This window comes from Sellimonas caecigallum (assembly GCF_019754295.1).
GTDB classification, from domain to species: Bacteria; Bacillota; Clostridia; order Lachnospirales; family Lachnospiraceae; genus Sellimonas; species Sellimonas caecigallum.
The window spans coordinates 14,695-31,487 of the sequence record NZ_VIRV01000019.1; the positions used below are offsets into that span (position 1 = coordinate 14,695).

The 16,793-nt window shown below is 45.3% G+C and carries 16 protein-coding genes and 1 pseudogene; 3 read left to right on the plus strand and 14 right to left on the minus strand.

Annotated features, from left to right (window positions below; translation table 11 throughout):
- Positions 1–51: 51 nt before the first annotated feature.
- Positions 52–543 carry a pyridoxamine 5'-phosphate oxidase family protein gene (locus FLB61_RS10930; RefSeq protein WP_087200363.1) on the minus strand — a complete coding sequence of 164 codons (492 nt, stop codon included), beginning with the start codon at positions 541–543 and terminating at the stop codon, positions 52–54.
- Entirely contained in the window at positions 536–1,471 is a 936-nt protein-coding gene (locus FLB61_RS10935) for a tRNA dihydrouridine synthase (protein ID WP_158095384.1), read from the minus strand. The genes FLB61_RS10930 and FLB61_RS10935 overlap by 8 nt, the downstream gene beginning before the upstream one ends.
- A 79-nt stretch (positions 1,472–1,550) precedes the next feature.
- Here FLB61_RS10935 and FLB61_RS10940 point away from each other — a divergent pair, with 79 nt between their 5' ends.
- Complete coding sequence (locus FLB61_RS10940) at positions 1,551–2,378, plus strand: polysaccharide deacetylase family protein (protein ID WP_221920163.1); 828 nt, start codon at positions 1,551–1,553, stop codon at positions 2,376–2,378.
- A 244-nt stretch (positions 2,379–2,622) separates the two neighbouring features.
- On the opposite strand, the gene FLB61_RS10945 is transcribed toward FLB61_RS10940, so the two are convergent.
- Positions 2,623–3,225 (minus strand): flavin reductase, encoded by a 603-nt coding sequence (locus FLB61_RS10945; protein ID WP_221920165.1) that lies wholly within the window; start codon positions 3,223–3,225, stop codon positions 2,623–2,625.
- A gap of 41 nt (positions 3,226–3,266) precedes the next feature.
- Positions 3,267–5,486, minus strand: a complete 2,220-nt coding sequence (locus FLB61_RS10950; RefSeq protein ID WP_221920166.1) for a L,D-transpeptidase family protein — start codon at positions 5,484–5,486, stop codon at positions 3,267–3,269.
- Positions 5,487–5,762: 276 nt separating this feature from the next.
- Between FLB61_RS10950 and FLB61_RS10955 the strand changes: the two genes are divergently transcribed.
- Positions 5,763–5,987 (plus strand): helix-turn-helix domain-containing protein, encoded by a 225-nt coding sequence (locus FLB61_RS10955; protein ID WP_087200355.1) that lies wholly within the window; start codon positions 5,763–5,765, stop codon positions 5,985–5,987.
- A gap of 49 nt (positions 5,988–6,036) precedes the next feature.
- Here FLB61_RS10955 and FLB61_RS10960 read toward each other — a convergent pair whose 3' ends face one another.
- The 8 genes from FLB61_RS10960 to FLB61_RS10995 all read right to left on the minus strand — a co-directional run bounded on the left by FLB61_RS10960 (position 6,037) and on the right by FLB61_RS10995 (position 13,619).
- Positions 6,037–6,777 carry an HAD family hydrolase gene (locus FLB61_RS10960; protein ID WP_221920167.1) on the minus strand — a complete coding sequence of 247 codons (741 nt, stop codon included), beginning with the start codon at positions 6,775–6,777 and terminating at the stop codon, positions 6,037–6,039.
- Between the two features lie 13 nt (positions 6,778–6,790).
- Positions 6,791–7,324 carry a putative ABC transporter permease gene (locus tag FLB61_RS10965; RefSeq protein ID WP_158095383.1) on the minus strand — a complete coding sequence of 178 codons (534 nt, stop codon included), beginning with the start codon at positions 7,322–7,324 and terminating at the stop codon, positions 6,791–6,793.
- A gap of 17 nt (positions 7,325–7,341) precedes the next feature.
- Positions 7,342–7,848, minus strand: coding sequence for a P-loop NTPase family protein (locus FLB61_RS10970; protein WP_087200348.1), 507 nt, complete (start codon positions 7,846–7,848; stop codon positions 7,342–7,344).
- Between the two features lie 86 nt (positions 7,849–7,934).
- Positions 7,935–10,589 carry a hypothetical protein gene (locus tag FLB61_RS10975; RefSeq protein WP_221920168.1) on the minus strand — a complete coding sequence of 885 codons (2,655 nt, stop codon included), beginning with the start codon at positions 10,587–10,589 and terminating at the stop codon, positions 7,935–7,937.
- Between the two features lie 35 nt (positions 10,590–10,624).
- Positions 10,625–11,413, minus strand: coding sequence for an ROK family protein (locus FLB61_RS10980; protein WP_221920169.1), 789 nt, complete (start codon positions 11,411–11,413; stop codon positions 10,625–10,627).
- Positions 11,410–11,565: a hypothetical protein gene (locus FLB61_RS10985; protein WP_221920170.1), complete on the minus strand. Its 156-nt coding sequence runs from the start codon at positions 11,563–11,565 to the stop codon at positions 11,410–11,412. Before FLB61_RS10985 ends, FLB61_RS10980 begins: the two co-directional genes overlap by 4 nt.
- Positions 11,566–11,662: 97 nt before the next feature.
- Positions 11,663–12,541 (minus strand): hypothetical protein, encoded by an 879-nt coding sequence (locus FLB61_RS10990; RefSeq protein ID WP_087200342.1) that lies wholly within the window; start codon positions 12,539–12,541, stop codon positions 11,663–11,665.
- A gap of 64 nt (positions 12,542–12,605) precedes the next feature.
- Complete coding sequence (locus FLB61_RS10995) at positions 12,606–13,619, minus strand: aldo/keto reductase (RefSeq protein ID WP_221920182.1); 1,014 nt, start codon at positions 13,617–13,619, stop codon at positions 12,606–12,608.
- A 215-nt stretch (positions 13,620–13,834) separates the two neighbouring features.
- Here FLB61_RS10995 and FLB61_RS11000 point away from each other — a divergent pair, with 215 nt between their 5' ends.
- A complete protein-coding gene (locus FLB61_RS11000) occupies positions 13,835–15,385 on the plus strand; it encodes an L-glutamate gamma-semialdehyde dehydrogenase (RefSeq protein ID WP_221920171.1) in 1,551 nt (516 codons plus the stop codon).
- A 34-nt stretch (positions 15,386–15,419) separates the two neighbouring features.
- Here FLB61_RS11000 and FLB61_RS11005 read toward each other — a convergent pair whose 3' ends face one another.
- Positions 15,420–16,286: a S66 family peptidase gene (locus FLB61_RS11005; protein WP_330620403.1), complete on the minus strand. Its 867-nt coding sequence runs from the start codon at positions 16,284–16,286 to the stop codon at positions 15,420–15,422.
- A gap of 52 nt (positions 16,287–16,338) precedes the next feature.
- A pseudogene (locus FLB61_RS11010) lies at positions 16,339–16,761 on the minus strand (alpha/beta hydrolase); the annotation flags it as partial.
- Positions 16,762–16,793 lie beyond the last annotated feature (32 nt).

A 16,793-nucleotide genomic window follows, 5' to 3' on the forward strand; every position in this document is an offset into this window, starting at 1 on the left:
TGCTTTTCTAGCAATATATGCGGCAGATTTCTCCTTCATACGTTGTCTTTTTTATCTCTCTTTTCCTGTAAAAGAAGTCACATCAATACAGTACACATCCGCTGCTTCGATCATATTTGTCTCGAATCGGATATCAGCGTCAGGGGCCATATGTTCCATGATCTTCTCAAGACCATGCAGCTTTTCTTCCTTTTCTGTCAAAAGACGTATCTTGCCACTTCCCATAATACTCTGATAGGAACAGGAATATGCACAGGAATACTCTCCAGTAATAACACCTCGTTCGATATCCATCTCAATGGCAACGACGGGATGTTTTCGGAAAGCGTCTGCCTTTCTTCCTTTCTGAGCGGAATGAATATAGATTTTCCACTCCGGTTCTCCTGTTTTTTTGATCGTCCAGTCATATCCGAAGTTCAACGGGATAACAAAGATTCCGTCTTCATCCGCGACGCCTATCCGTACGACCGCGCTCTTTTCAACGATCTCCCGAAGTGTGGCCTGATCCGTAATTTCCCGCTTTTTCAATCTCATCTCACGCATTTACTTCCTCTCCTTCGCTTCTTTTTATCTCTTCCATATATTCTTTCAGACTTCTGGTCCTTTGTATCCGCTCTATCCCGGTGCGCCCAAGAAGCCCTGTCATCCCGCGGTATGTCCACAGTTCTTTCATCTTCGCAAGTACATATTTTTCCTTCCCGAGTTTTTCCCGATATGCTTCCACAAGGGCATTTTGAAATTCCAGATAGACGGAGGGCCCTGCTTTTCTTTCGCCCTTTATTTCCGACAAAAGAGAGGGATTTCCAATGAGTCCTCTCCCAAACATCAATCGCTCCACACCTGGACATTTCTTCCGAAGACGCTGCACATCCTCTGCAGTAAAAAGGTCGCCGTTGTAACAGAGTGGATGCCTGGATTTTTTCATGGCCTTTATATATGCATCAAGGTGTGGGGCGCCTTTATAATATTCTGTCAGTGTACGAGGATGAACGATGAGTTCTTTGACTGGGTACTGATTGTAGAGTTCTAAGAGCATATCAAACTCCTCCGGATCTTCTGCCCCTATTCTTGTTTTTATAGAAATTTCCACATCGGCCTTGTCGAAAATACGATCCAGAAATTCCCTAAGGTATTCTCTTTCCCTGAGTAATCCAGCCCCCTTCCCTTTTGATACGACTGTCCTGGACGGACATCCAAGATTCAGGTTCACTTCCCTGTACCCCCATTTGTGAAGCCTGACAGCAAGGGCAGCAAACTCCTCCGGGGAATTGGTCAGAATCTGAGGCACCGAGGCAAGCCCTTCATTGTTCTCCCAGAGGACATCCGCTTTTTGTCTTCTGGAAAGCTTTCCTCCTTCTGCAGGTGTCAGGAACGGAATAAAATATTTGTCAGCCGGTCCAAAATACCGGTCAAACAAACCTCGATACACGAAATCGGTCACTCCCTCAAGAGGTGCCATATAATACATCATCGTTTTAATCCTTTCGTCTACTATTTTTACAGTTTTCCGCATACTATCAATCAACAAGACAATTTGCAGGTAAACGTATATGAAACATATCCGATGTTATCGGAAACTTTTCCTGACCGCTCTGTTTCTCGTTGTCTCTTACTTCGTCGGCATCGGAGCAGGAAAACTCACGGAGCAGATGAACGCCAGGGAAACTGCCTCTTCCGCTTCAGAAAACTGGGGACTTGGGTTCCAGGAAGAGGGCTCTCCTCCTGTGGGGAATGCTTCTTCAGACGAACTCTGGAACTATCATGCATCTTTTCTTGACGATACAGATGAAAAAGTCATTTATCTTACTTTCGACTGCGGATTTGAAAATGGAAACACAAAAGCTATTCTGGATGCTTTGAAAAAACACGAAGCACCGGCTGCTTTCTTTATTGTGGGGACCTACCTGGAAAGCGCTCCCGATATGGTAAAACGCATGGTCGACGAAGGTCATATTGTAGCCAACCATACATATCATCATCCAAATATGTCTTCCATTTCCTCAAAGGAAGATTTCCTGAAAGAATTAAAAAGCGTCGAAAACCTTTTTAAAGAGACGACGGGGCAAGAGATGCCCCATTACTACCGACCGCCTCAGGGGAAGTACAGCCTGCAAAATCTGAAAATGGCTGACAGTCTTGGCTACTATACCTTTTTCTGGAGTCTTGCCTACGTAGACTGGTATCAGGATCAACAACCTTCAAAAGAGGAAGCATTTGAAAAGCTCCTCGGACGGATTCACCCGGGGGCTATCGTGCTTCTCCACAATACTTCCAGCACGAACGCCCAGATTTTAGATGAACTTCTGACAAAATGGGAGGAAATGGGATACCGCTTTGCTTCCCTGGAAGATCTGCTTTCCAAAAAACAGGATGCCTAATCGGTGTCCTGTTTTGGAAAAACAGAACTCTTCTCTGCTTTCTCTGTTGCCCGTCCTCTGTCCCTGTGTTATACTGACATCATACTTTTCATATCATTTCTTGGCGAGGACTATTATACCCTTTTTGTTCCTCGATTCCAACTGTTTTTTTCCTGCATTTGTACAGTCTCCCCCCTACAATCGCTGTTCAAGACACAAAACGCGGGGGTGCGCTTACGTCATCCCCCGCATCAGTATTCTAATATCAGATTTTCTCAAAATCTGCCGCTCCATGTTTGCATATTGGACAGATAAAGTCATCCGGAAGCACTTCTCCTTCATAAATATATCCACAAATCTTACATCTCCACCCCGCTTTTTTCTCCGGCATTGGAGCATTTTTGATATTGGACTGATAGTAGGCGTATGTGGCTGACGGCTCATCGGAAAGCACCTCTGCGTCCGTCACATCTGCGATAAACATCGTGTGAGTTCCTAGATCCACAGTCTGTACAACCTTTGCTGAAAGCCATGCATTCGTCCCTTCTGTGACAGCAAAAAGTCCGTTTTCTGTCCTCTTGGCCGCCTGAAAATCAGCAAACTTATCTACTGTTTTTCCACTCTGGAACCCAAAATGCCGGAACAGGCCGAAAGATGCCTTCTCTGATATCACAGACACATTGAATACACCTGTCCTCATGATCATCCCGTGTGTGTAATTCTCTTTATGTACTGTGAGGGAAATTCTGTTTGGTGTGGAAGTGACCTGCCCTGCTGTGTTTGTTATGCAGCCGTTGTCCTTTTCTCCTTCCTTTGCTGTCACTACAAATAAACCGTAAGTTAATTTATACATTGTTTTCTTATCCATTCTTTTTTTCCTCCTAAAACAGATGCTGCCGTTTGCATGGATCAGATCGTTGGATCTGTTGGATCCCAATTCTGATTTGCCGGAATCTTTGCATAGACTGGTTTCCCAAGCGGACCTGGGCTGGATTCATTATAGATAATGACCTTTGTTCCGGATTTGCAGTAATCGTAAATCCATTTTGCGTCTCCTGCCCTCAGGCGGATACAGCCGCTGGACGCCCATGTTCCAAGCTTGTTGTACTGATTTGGCATCATAGTCCGATTGTTGAAATCTGTATACGGAAGTGAGTGGAACAGGATATGTCCTGTAATCCTTGTACACCACTGTCCTTTTGCTCCATAGAGTGTATGCCACCGATATTTGTCTGATGTACTGAAAGTGCCGGTCGGTGTACCGGATCCAGGGGAGCAAGCAAATGCCACAACCGGAATGATATAGCCATTGCTGCCGTCGTTTGCGTAAACTGTCACACAACTTTGCGCTTTGTTGATCTTGATGACATAGGAAGACTGGGCTCCGATCACATTTCTGATATCAGTCTGTTTCACATTGTTCACATAATAAAATTTGTATCCATTCTCGTAGTACCATCCCGCTTTCCCTTTACGGAATGCATTTGATGTGGAACCTGGTGCCTGGGAACCTTTTGGAAGCAAACGGATCTCAAAAGCTTCCATGCGATATCCATACTGAGACGTCCCAGCTGACTCCCCGTTTTTTGCCCAGCCAAGCCAGCCGAACTGCTGGACATGGGCGCGGTAATAAATATCGTAATACTTTGCCATTTCTCCTGTCAGACGAATCTCGATAGCTTCCAGGCGCTTATTCTCTCCTGTAGTGCCGCTCGTGGCTCCATTTTTTACCCAGGACTGCCAGCCGATTCCCTGGACATGAGATCGGTACTCGATATCCCCTGCATACTTCTGTCTGTTAAGCCGGATTTCAAGAGCTTCCATTCTCTTGCTCTCTCCGAACGTTCCGCTTGCGGATCCATCAGCAGACCAACCAAGCCAGCCATATTTCTGAACATGAGCACGATAGAGTGTCGGAGGATACTTACATGCCTCCCCGCCTGTCCCCGGTGCTGCCCCGCCTTTTTCCACAAGACGGATTTCCAATGCTTCCATCCGATATGAATATTCCTGAGTTCCCGCAGGTTCCCCGTTTTTTGCCCAGCCAAGCCAGCCGAACTGCTGGACATGGGCGCGATAATAAATATCGTAATACTCTGCCATCGCACCCGTCAAACGGATCTCTATAGCTTCCAGACGTTTATTTTCTCCGACTGTTCCGCTTGTCGCACCATTCTGTACCCAGGACTGCCAGCCGATTCCCTGGACATGAGATCGGTACTCGACAGATCCTTCATATTTCTGATGATTCAGAGAAAGAGAAAATGCCTCCAGCCTTCTGCTTTGCCCGAGCGTTCCGCTTGTATCCCCATCTTTTACAACAGGCTGCCAGCCAATTCCCTGAACGTGGGTTCTGTATAGCAGCGGCGGATATTTGCACGGTTCTGTAGTCTCTCCAGGTGCTTCCTGATTTTTCTCTACCAGACAGATTTCCAACGCTTCCATTCGGTAAGAATACTGTTCTGACCCTGCTGTCTGTCCGTTCTTGGCCCAGTCAAGCCAGCCGAAATTCTGCACGTGCGCACGGTAATAAATATCATATTGCTGTTCCAGGTCGCCTGTCAAACGGATTTCAATAGCCTCCAGACGTTTGCTCTCTTGCATCGTCCCGCTGATTGCTCCGTTTTTTACCCAATTTTGCCATCCATACGTCTGTACATGAGTACGGTATTCCACATCTCCTGATATTCCAGTGTCATTCAGCTTGATACGGATTGCTTCTAAACGTTTGGACTGTTCTGTTGTTCCGCTTGTTACACCGTCTTGTACCCAATCCTGCCATCCATATGTTTGTACATGTACCTGATACTCCACATGTGTCTCTGTCTCCTCAGGCACTTCTGGCGTTTCTTCTGGTGTCTCCGGCGTTTCCGGACTCTCTTCCGGTACTTCCGGCGTCTCCTCCGGTACTTCCGGTGTCTCTTCCGGCGTCTCCTCCGGTACTTCCGGCGTCTCTTCCGGTGTCTCCTCCGGTACTTCCGGTGTCTCCGAGATTACGTTACCGGTCTGGGTTTCATTTGCTGCCGTATTTTCCGCTGTGTCTGCCGCATAGACAGGAACCGATGTACTTACCAGCATTATCCCCAAAAGAGCCGCAGCAACTTTTTTCAGAAATTTTACTTTTTTCATAGCTTCCTCCCTTCTCAATTTTGTTAATAATTGCTTTTCTATTTTAATTATATCGTAGATTACCCTTTATTTCCAATCCAATCTTACAATTTCCCGATAAAAATCTGATTTTCGTTCCATTTCGGAACATAATTTCAGTGAAATTTTCTGATTTTATTTTTCATTTTTCTTAGTTTTCCATTATTTACCACATTGCTCCATTTAATATACCGCTATATGGTAGCAATTCAAGAATTGAAATGCAATTATTTGATAGCATAATAAAGAGGTGACTTTATGCAATTTCAACGATTGGAACATTTACGAATTGACAATGATAAGACCCAGGCGGATATTGCACGCTACCTGGGATGTCATAGGGAAGTTTACCGCAGATATGAAAAAGGTGTCAGGCAGATCCCTATCGATTTTTTAATCCGTCTTTCGGAATTATATCACGTAAGTATCGACTATCTGGTCGGTATTACAGATCAGAAAAAACCATACCCCAGAAACAAGTAGTTTTGCTTTGTATCTGAGGTATGGTTTTTTTGTAAGATGATATGCGCTCCTATACTTTTCTATCCAAAAGATAATTTTCCAGAGCTTTCATATCTACCATTTTTAAAGTCATATCCGCTTTTGGATTATCTTCTTCCGGAGAAAGGTTGGAGTGGATATACACTGTGTCAAAACCGGCTTTCTTCGCCCCTGCAATATCACAGATCCCGTCATTCCCGATCATGACAGCCGTATCTTTCGAAATGGAATATCTGTCCAAAAGCATCTGAAAAAATCCAGCTTCCGGTTTTTTTATTCCTGCTTCTGAAGAAATTAATATCCCGTCAAAACAGTCATAAATACCCAGCGCCTTCATCTCCGGCTCGGCAAAAATCTTCTGCGCATTTGACAAAAGATATAGCTTTTTTCCTTCTTTTCTAAGGCTTTGCAGCATTTCTTTTGTTCCTTCGTAAAGCCGGATATACTCTGTTGACATGGCACGGAAAAACTGTGCTGTATGAATAACCAGATCACTGCCAGGGACAATACCTTTTTCCTGGTAGCATCGTGCGAAGACTTCTTCGATCTGAATTTCCGGAAATGCCTCATGGCTGTCTTGTCTGAGAGATTTCCCTGGCATCTGCAGCTCTTTGACTATTTTGCAATACAGGTCATGCAGCTCTTTGGATGTATATACCGCCCCTTGATACCCCAAAAACAAAGAAAGGCACTCCCATATTTCTTCCTTTTCTTCCTCTGTGTGAATATCGATCAGTGTCCCGTACAAATCAAATATACATGTCTCGTACATGTTCTTCCTCCCTTTACCGAATCAAAAACACATAGATTGCGTCTGCTGCAAGCAAGACCGCCAACGTGTAGAAACATATATTTCGCACTTTTGCTCCCATGGCACGTACTGCCTTTTCAAACAATGGCTGCAGCAAATACAGAAAAACCATGCCCCCAATCCCAAAACGGATGCTTGGATTTAAAGCGATCCTTCCTTCAAAATTAAACGCAAACCGTGTGTAGTCCCACAGCCATTCTCCTCTTGTAAATTCCATGATATAGCTGGCTGCCAGCTCGACTGCCGTTGTGATCACAACGATACCGACAAATACAAGTACCGGAGTCACATTGATCCCTGCAAGTCGGATTTTCTTTTTCTTCAGACCGTCCAGTGCAAAAATCAAAAGCAGTGCCCCGAATCCGTAGATGACACAATAAGGTCCAAAAAGGACACCCCGATTGGAAAATCCCCACCTGTATACGACCACTTCCAAAAACACTTCATAACACCATCCAATGACGGAGTAAAATATAAAATACAAAAAATATTCTTTCGCTTTATTCATCTCACTTCTCATACTTTCTAATCTTTTATCAAAAATTGTTTCATCTGTCTCTGACACTTGATACAGACCATTTTATCCGGATATTTTCTTTTAACGGTTTCAAATATCCGGCGTCGCCTACGGACTCTGCCATCCCACAGAATCCATTTTACAAATTCTATATCTATCTTTTCCGGGCACCCTTTCGTCATGGACTTTCTCGTCTTTCCTCGCCAGGTTACATATCTTTTCAGTGCCCGCAGCAGACAGGTTCCCCTTCCAAAAGCAAGAAACACGATCCTGTCAGCCTCTTTCATTCTTCTGTCCCAGCATATCTTGCTATAATTTCCGTCAATGACCCAGCTGTCATGCTGATCCAGAAAATCTGATACGATCTTCCTTTCTTCTTCTGCCGGCCTCTCCTTCCATCCTGGAAGCCAGTGGACTTTGTCAAGAAACAATATCGGCAGTTGTCTCTTCTTCCCGATATATTCGGTCAGTGTCGACTTTCCACATCCACTGTATCCTATCACAGCAATCTTCATTTTGTTATCCTCTCTTTTTCATCTGCATCCATCTTCTGTACTGTCGGAAACAGAAACCGGGACGCAAATCCCGGTCTCTTTTTCTGCTATGAAACAAGCTCATAGCCGCTTTCTTCATTTCCTCTATAATAGGATATCGTGTTGTTTTCAGCGTCATAAACAGCAATGTCATATCCTTTTTCCGCGATGATGGCGTCTGAAAATTCCATCAGATAACATCTGTCATTTTGCGCGAGTGAAGCGATCGCACTGCTTGCCGTCGCTTTGTCGATATAGGATGCAAACCAGTCAATCCCTGAATAATCCACACTGCTTTCCGGACTCAGAGCATCCGACTTGCGCATTTCAAAAAGTCCGCACGCCATTTCTTCAGACGCGGAATTGAAGGTGCTGGATCCATACCCAGACATCCGGATCTCCGGATTGAAAAACAATATCAGTTCCGCTGCCACAGAGGAATCTACATCTGTTATTCCAAGTCTGTCCAATTCCTCCTGTTTCTCCGGATACAGGCCTGTAGGTGTATTCGGATGTCCTTTGTAGTAGTACAGGTAGTCTTCCCCGTAATACATTTTTGTCATACGCGCATAATCCTCAAAGGATTTTTCATTATAGACATATGTTCCAAGAAGAAGCATAACCTTTTTATTCTGCTCTTCGGCATCTGCAAAATACTCATCGTTGAAATTGTAAAGAGCCTTGAATTCATTTACCGTCTCTTCTCCTTTTGCCGTCAGATCCTGCAGCATTGTATTTATATTTTTTACTGTAACATCGCTCTTGATCTTTTCTGCAAACGCATTGTCATCTCCGCTTGTAAAGAGATTATCCCTGGAAACCCACCATTGTGTACCAGGTTCACATGATAAAACAGCATACATGCACTCCCAATGTGCATGCCATCCCCAGTCCTCTCCAAATGTTCCTGTCCTATATGCTTCCTCTTTAGCGTCATTCCAAAGTTTGATCAGTTCCTGGTGCTTCGCTTCCGGATTTTCCACGCCGTATGTTTCATTCATGATACTGAATGTGGCGGAACCATCTGAGAGCATCGTAATCGTATACTGATTTTGTGGTATACGATTCGCGTAGATCCCCCAGTGGATGAAACTGCAGTCAATATCATTAATAAACAGATGGAACTTGGAATCCGGACTTACCTCATACAGATCTTTTATGTACTGTGCATATGCAATGTGATCTGATTTCGTACGAAGATCTTCATCAGAAAGGTATGGTACTCCGTATACTCCTTCCGGGAGCTGATCCCAGTCATATGCGGACGCCCTCGAGAGCATCACTATCGTCGGGATCTGTTTGCCTGTTTCCTGGGAAACATTGATGTCCCAAAGCGAAAGTGAAAAATAAAGTACCGGGAATGTTGCGGAAAGCGGGGCCAGATTGTATTCGCTTGCAGTCACACCGAATACTTGCTGCTGTGTCTCTACCGTGGTTCCTGCAATCTTGTACTCAATTGTCACATAAAACTTTCCGTATGTCCCAAAGTCCATATCGAACCCTTCTGCCGGTATATCGGAAAACCGCATTTCCTTTTGCTGTTGGCGAATGACTTTGCTTTTATATTTGATGGCCGCGGTTACCTTGACTGTCGTATCTGCATTATTCTGTATGATTTCTTCCGCTCCACCCGGCTTGATGCTTACAAGCGTTGTCTCTCCCTGCTGTGTGAGCGTCGTATTCCATTCGGATGAAATGTAGGCATTGTCTGTGGATCCTGGCGCCGCCTCTCCCTTTTTCACAAGCTGGATCTCTATGGCTTCCAAACGTCTCGAAAGTCTGGATGTCCCTGCACTCTCTCCGTTTTTTGCCCATCCAAGCCAGCCGTATGTCTGAGCATGGACACGGTAATAGATATCGTATTGTTCTGCCGCCTCCCCGGTCAGTCGTATCTCGATAGCCTCCAGGCGTTTGTGCTCTCCTTGTGTCCCACTCATCTCGCCATTTCGTTTCCATCCATCTTCCCAGCCGTATGTCTGTATATGTGTGCGGTATTCCACACTTCCGCTGATCTCTGACTGATTCAACTGGATACGGATCCCTTCCAGGCGCCGGGATTCCCCTATCGTCCCGCTTACCGCACCGTCGCTTACATAATTCTGCCAGCCATGATCCTGAATATGGGTCGCATACTGGATTTTCATAGCTTTGTATGGTTCATTTGTGCTTCCTGGAGCCTCCGCTCCTTTTTCTGTCAGAACGATCTGAATCGCCTCCAGACGCTTCGACTGTCCGGATGTTCCTGCTTTTTCTCCGTTCTTCGCCCAGTCAAGCCAACCGTATGTCTGAGCGTGGACACGATAATATATATCGTACTGTCCGCTCATTTCCCCTGTCAGCCGGATCTGGATCGCCTCCAGACGCTTCGACTGATTGGATGTGCCGCTTGAAGAACCGTCTTTCTTCCATTCTCCTTCCCATCCGAAGCCCTGGATGTGTGTGCGGTACTCCACTCCTCCGGAAATACCCTCCGGCTTGTCAAGCTGGATTTCGATGGCTTCCAGGCGTTTCGACTGCCCGATCGTCCCGCTTGTCTTTCCATCCGTCACATTTTCCTGCCAGCCGTATGTCTGCACATGCGTGCGATAAGAAACATGCGCTTTTCCCGTCCGCCTCTGCGCATCCTTTTCAGACGCATCTGCTGCGCTTGCCGGCACTGCACCAAACAGTATCGCAGCTGCCAGCACAAACGCCAAAATCTGTTTTATTGGTTTCTTTTTCATTTTTTCCTCCTGATCATTTCGATGTTATGCCTTCATTATAACGTATGGTCTTCTCCATGTACAGACAAACAAACTTCTCTTTTTCTTCTGGAAAGATTCACTGCAACACCGATCAGATTGGCATCTTCCCGAAAAGTACACACATCGATGTTTGGGACAACTACTTTTGTCTTTGCACATTCCCCCACTTTTCCCACAATCTCTTCCAGTTTTTTGCGAAGCGTCTCTGCAAATCCTTCTCTCCGGCTGATGCCTCCTCCAAGAAGAATAAGCTGTGGATCAATGACATGCTGTATATTGTAGATCCCTTCCGCCAGATTATAGAAAAAGGTATCTATTGCCTTCCTGCATTCCTCGTTTCCTTTTTCCGCCTCGGCAAATACTTTCACGCCATTCCACTCCTCCTGTGGATATTTTTTCTGGATCTTTCTCACAAAAGACATCGTAGAGGCCTCTGATGAAAATGTGCTGAGCTCCCCATTTTCATTGCGCATGACCATACAGCCGAATTCTCCTCCGTAAAGATTGGTCCCGTGCTGTATTTCCCTGTTGATGACAACTGCCCCTCCGATTCCGGTTCCGCACACGACAAATGCCATATCTTTCATTCCTTTTGCACTTCCTAATGCCAATTCGGCAAGTGCTGCACAGTTGGCATCGTTCTCGATTGATGCCGGCACCCCAAAGCGCTCCTCCAGTTTCTCTGTCCAGGATGGTCCATGAATACATGGAAGTGCACTCATGCCTCCGATGATACCTGTTTGGACGTCCACTGCGCCAGGCGCACTTACCCCCATCCCGTCGATCTGGTATTTTTCTTTCATTTTTTCACATACTGGTCAATCTCGCAGAAAATCTCCTCTAATGTCTCATGCACCGGCAAAATACACTGCTCTCCAAGTATTCCGCTCTGTGACATGAATCCAGCTTTCATGGACGTCCCTCCAAGATCGATACATACAATCCCTCTCTCCATTATATCTCTTTCAGCGCCCGAGGACAAGCTGTTCTTCTTCCTATTGGCACACCGGACTCAGAGAGGTCTGCCTGAAAGTAAAATCCGGCGTTTACAGTCACGCCGGATTATGCTTCTTTTTTACCTCATATTCTACCGCTGCACGCGCAGCCAAAATTTCCTTTTCCTTCTTTTTGCCGCAGAAAAAAATATAGTCTGCCTGACAGGATGGATACTCACAGATCTTCCGGGTCATCTTTCCGCTGCATGGTGCATGTAGCATACTCCCTTCCTTTTCCCGCAGACGAATGAGAACTGTCTTTCTCCCCTGACGGATCTTAAGCACGTTTTCTCCCATTTTCACGACAGAAGCTCCAAGATAGGTCGCAAAGCGGCATTCTTTGTCTTTTTGTCTTACGATACCGATCGTTCCTTTAAAGTGCACTCCCAAAATAGGAATGTCTGCCGCTGCAAAGACAAGTGAACCATCCCGAAAGAAATGTTGTGTCCATACATATGTCTCCGGAAAGGAGGTTCCGCTGTCTCCTTCCATATAACCGCGTGCATCCGAAAATCGTATATCTTTCCCCTGGATCTGTATCGTCCCATTCACACTGTGCTCCATACTGTAGACAGAATGTCTGCACTCCATCCCTGGAATACAGCAAAACGGTCCCATGATATCAAAAGCCGGTTTTGCAAAAGGCCCAAAGTCAAGTCTTCCTTTGATCTTTATCCCGGCTCTCTCAATATCCAGCCGAATCCCTTTCTCGGAAAAACAGTTCTTTTCGATCTGCATTTTCATCTGCTTCCGGCTGAGCTTGAATTCGGAAATGGGGAATTCCATATTCCATACCCCTCGTTCTGTTAAAATCTGAATCGAACTGCTGCTTTTCTCCCCCGATATGTGAACTGCCGGTATCACAGCTATCGTATCGGTCTCAGACTGGCACCGGAAATACCAGCCATAGAAAAATGGTCTTCTTTGAATGTGCATCCTTCTTCCTCCATCCGTTTTTCTATTCAGTATTCCCGATCTTCTTTTTTTGATCCCTTATGTCTTACAGAAAGGTCTTATAATCTTCGTAGTTTTTCCGAAGGAGTTCCGGTGTGTCAAGTCCGTACGGGCACTTTTTCCGGCAGTTGCCACAGTGCAGACAGTTCTCTATTTTCTTCATCTTGTCCTGCCACTCCTCGGAAAGCCACGCCTCCTGCGGCGCTCTTCTGAGCATCAGGCTCATACGTGCACAGTTATTGATCTCAATCCCTGCAGGACATGGCATACAATAGCCGCACCCTCTGCAAAACTCTCCGGCAAGCTGTTCCTGATCTCTTTGTATCTCCTTCATACGTTCTTCATTCAGTTCCGGCATGTGGTCCTGGTATGATAAAAATTCATCCAGCTCCCGCTCTCTTTGAATCCCCCATATTGGCTCCACATGTGCGTACTGCGGCTGACACATAAATGCATAAGCGCACGCCGCATTGTGAATCAGCCCCCCTGCCAGTCCTTTCATAGCTATAAAACCAGTATCCGTTTTTCTGCACAGTTCGACCAGCTCTTTTTCCTCCTCGGATGCAAGATAGGAAAACGGAAACTGAAGTGTCTCATAAAGCCCGGATAAAACTGCTTCCCTTGCCACTGCAATACGATGGTTTGTGATCCCGATGTGCCTGATCTTCCCCTGTTCTTTTGCCTCCAAGGCCGCCTCATAAAGTCCCGTTCCATCGCCAGGTTTTGGACAAAATGCCGGATTGTGGAACTGGTAAAGATCGATATAGTCAGTCTGAAGCCTGGCAAGACTCTCCTCCAGGTCTTTCCGCAAATCTTCCGCACGCTGTGCGGCAGTCTTCGTACTGATAATGATCTGCTCACGCATTCCCAGAAAAGCTTCTCCGAGCTTTTCCTCGCTGTCCGAATAGGCCCTTGCCGTATCATAATAATTAATCCCACTTCGGAATGCCTTTTGCAGCAGATAGACTGCCTCTTTTTTGGAAATTCTCTGGATCGGAAGTGCCCCGAACCCGTTTTTATTCACTTTTAATCCTGTTTTGCCTAAAATTACACTCTCCATCATACCGCCTCCTGATATTAGATATACTTTTCTTACCATTATACCTGATTTTGATTCCAACGTACAGAACAAGAAAAGAATATAAATTGTCTGTTATTTTTTTATTTGTTTATAAATTAACAATTATTTCGTCCACCAAGCCATTGACGTAGGAAAACCCAAATGATAATATATTGAAAGAAATGAAAAAATATACATAGTAGGAGGTATGCACCATGTTAAAAGGGTTCTACAACTCATCTGAATTGGATTTCACAATTCCGGAAAACAAAGAAGCGATGCTGAAGGCATTTGAACAGGTAGACAAAGAAAAAGGGAACGATTATCCTCTGATCATCGGGGGAGAACGAATCATGACAGAAGAAAAAATCTTTTCTTTTTCCCCGTCCACAAAAGAACAGCTTGGAGCAGTCAGTTCCTGCAGCCAGGAGCTTGCCGATCGGGCTATCCGCACCGCACACAATGCTTTTCTTTCATGGCGCACAACTCCTGTCGAAGAGCGCATCTGCTGTGTCCGCAGACTGGTTGAACTGATGAAGCAAAACCGTTTCCTTCTCGATGCATGGAGCATTGAGGAAAGCGGAAAGAATTGGGGCGAAGCAGACGGAGAACTCTGCGAAGCGCTTGATTTTTTCAACTCCTATATCATGCACATGCGTGAGCTTGACAAAGGGCTGGAGTTAATGGATACAGATGAGGCTGTAAAATGTATATATATTCCGATCGGTGTCGGTGTCGCCGTCCCGCCGTGGAATTTCCCGCTCTCTCTTCTTGCCGGAATGGTTGTATCCGCAGTCATCACAGGCAATACGATTGTCTGCAAACCATCTTCCGACACTCCAATCGTAGCGTACAAATTTATCGAACTTTGTGAAAAAGCTGGATTTCCTGCCGGAGTGATCAACTTTATCCCTGGTTCCGGTTCTGTCATCGGAGACTATATCGTAAAACATCCTCTGACACGTTTTGTCAACTTCACAGGATCCAAAGAAGTAGGACTTCGCATAAGCCGTATGGCTTCTGAAGTCTCCGAAGGTCAGAAATGGATCAAACGTGTAGTGGCTGAGATGGGCGGCAAAAATGCCATCATCGTCGATTCTTCCGCAGATCTGAAACGCGCTGCTGCCGGGATTGCAAATTCTGCATTTTCCTTCCAGGGACAAAAATGCTCTGCGTGCTCCCGTGCAGTTGTGTTAAGCGATGTTTATGACGCGTTTGTGGAAGAAATCGCTGCATGCGCAAAAGATCTTCAGGCTCATCAAGGCAGCGGCCGTGAGGATCTTCCAATGGGACCGGTCATCAACAAGAGCGCTTTTGACCGTATTTCCCACTATATTGAAATTGCGCGGAACGAAGGGACTATCGTCTGCGGCGGCGGCTTTGATGACTCCAAAGGATTTTACATCGAACCAACGGTTGTCCGCGATGTAGCAAAGAATGCCGTCATTGCAAAAGAAGAAATTTTCGGGCCGGTTCTCGCTGTCATCCGGGCAGAATCATTTGACGAGGCACTGGAAATTGCAAACAACACTGAATACGGACTGACCGGCTCAGTCTATACAGAAGACAGAGCACACATCCAGAAAGCAAAAGAAGAATTCCATGTGGGCAACCTCTATTTCAACAGAAAGTCTACCGGAGCAGTCGTGCTTCAGCATCCATTCGGCGGTTTTAACATGTCCGGTACAGACGCCAAGACCGGAACAAGGGATTATCTTACTAACTTCCTGAATCTGAAGTCAATCTGCGAGGATCTTACCTATTGATTTCGATATGTATAACACAAGGCAGGACACCGGATCATTTCCGGTATCCTGCCCCTTTTTTCGATATCTCTTCCCCGATGATAATACCCTTGGAATTTGTGCCATGTCCGATTTCGGAAGTATACGCAATTGCGATCTCATTACCCGCATATTTTCTTACGAGATCGATGATCTGAGGTCTGCATTTCTCTTTTTCCATATAAGTAAATGTTCCGAGCAAAATGCCTGAAATCTTTTCGAAAACCTCCATCTGCTTCAACTGGTTCAAGTATGTGACCATTTTAGGGACATCGCCTCCATATGCCTCAAGCAGCAAGACTTTCCCGTCCATATCTGGCCAGTACTTTGTCCCTGCTAATTTTAAAAGGCATCGTATATTTCCGCCGACCACAATCCCCTTTAGTTCCTTTCCCTGTATCAGAGAGTAAGAAAAATCAAACAGATCTGACGCTCCGTTCATTACCGTGTTGGTAAAATTCTGTATCTGATTTTGTGCATCGTCGTAGATCAGATTCCGTATCTGATAAAGAACCGATTTTTTCCCGCTCTTTGCAAAAATAGCATTTATGACGGTCGTAAGATCACTGTATCCCCAAAAAACTTTCTCGCTTTGGGCGATCTCGTCATATTCCAGGTAAGGCAGTATTTCGTTGGCAATATCTCCGCCTGAAATATCAAAAACTGCTTTGATTTCATCATCTCTGAAAAACTTCATCAGACTGTCCGCCCGCTCATTTGCCGACCCGCTGAATACAGACTCCTTCTCATAGATGTAATCCCCCCAGACCGGTATAAGACCAATTTGACGGATCGTTTTGTCCAATCGGATCAGTTTCTCTTTGTAAGAAACGGATTGACCATTGGAGCATCCTACGATCGCCACTTTATCCCCTTTTTTCACACATATCCCTCCAATAGGTATCAAGTATCTATATTATAGACATGTTTTTTACCTACTTCAAGTTTTCTGTAAAAAAGATGTCCAGTTTATCAAATGGAATCGCATTCTTTTTTCCGCCGTCATACAGATCGGTGTGTACTGCATCTGGGATAATAAGCAGTTCTTTGTTATCCACACAAGGATTGCCGTTTATCATCTTCGCGTAGGCGTCCCGGCTAAAGTAACAGGAATGTGCCTTTTCTCCGTGCACAATAAGTACTGCACTACGAATCTCGTTACTGTACTGCAAAATTGGCTGGTTCATAAAAGACATACATCCAATCACATTCCATCCTCCATTGGAATTCAAAGAACGTGCGTGATACCCTCGTTTCGTTTTATAATAATCATGATAATCCTTGACAAAGAAAGGAGCATCATCTGGCAGAGGATCCACGACACCTCCGGCCAAGGTATAGTTTCCACTGCTATAGTCTTTATATGATGCTTCCAAAATAAAAAGATCCA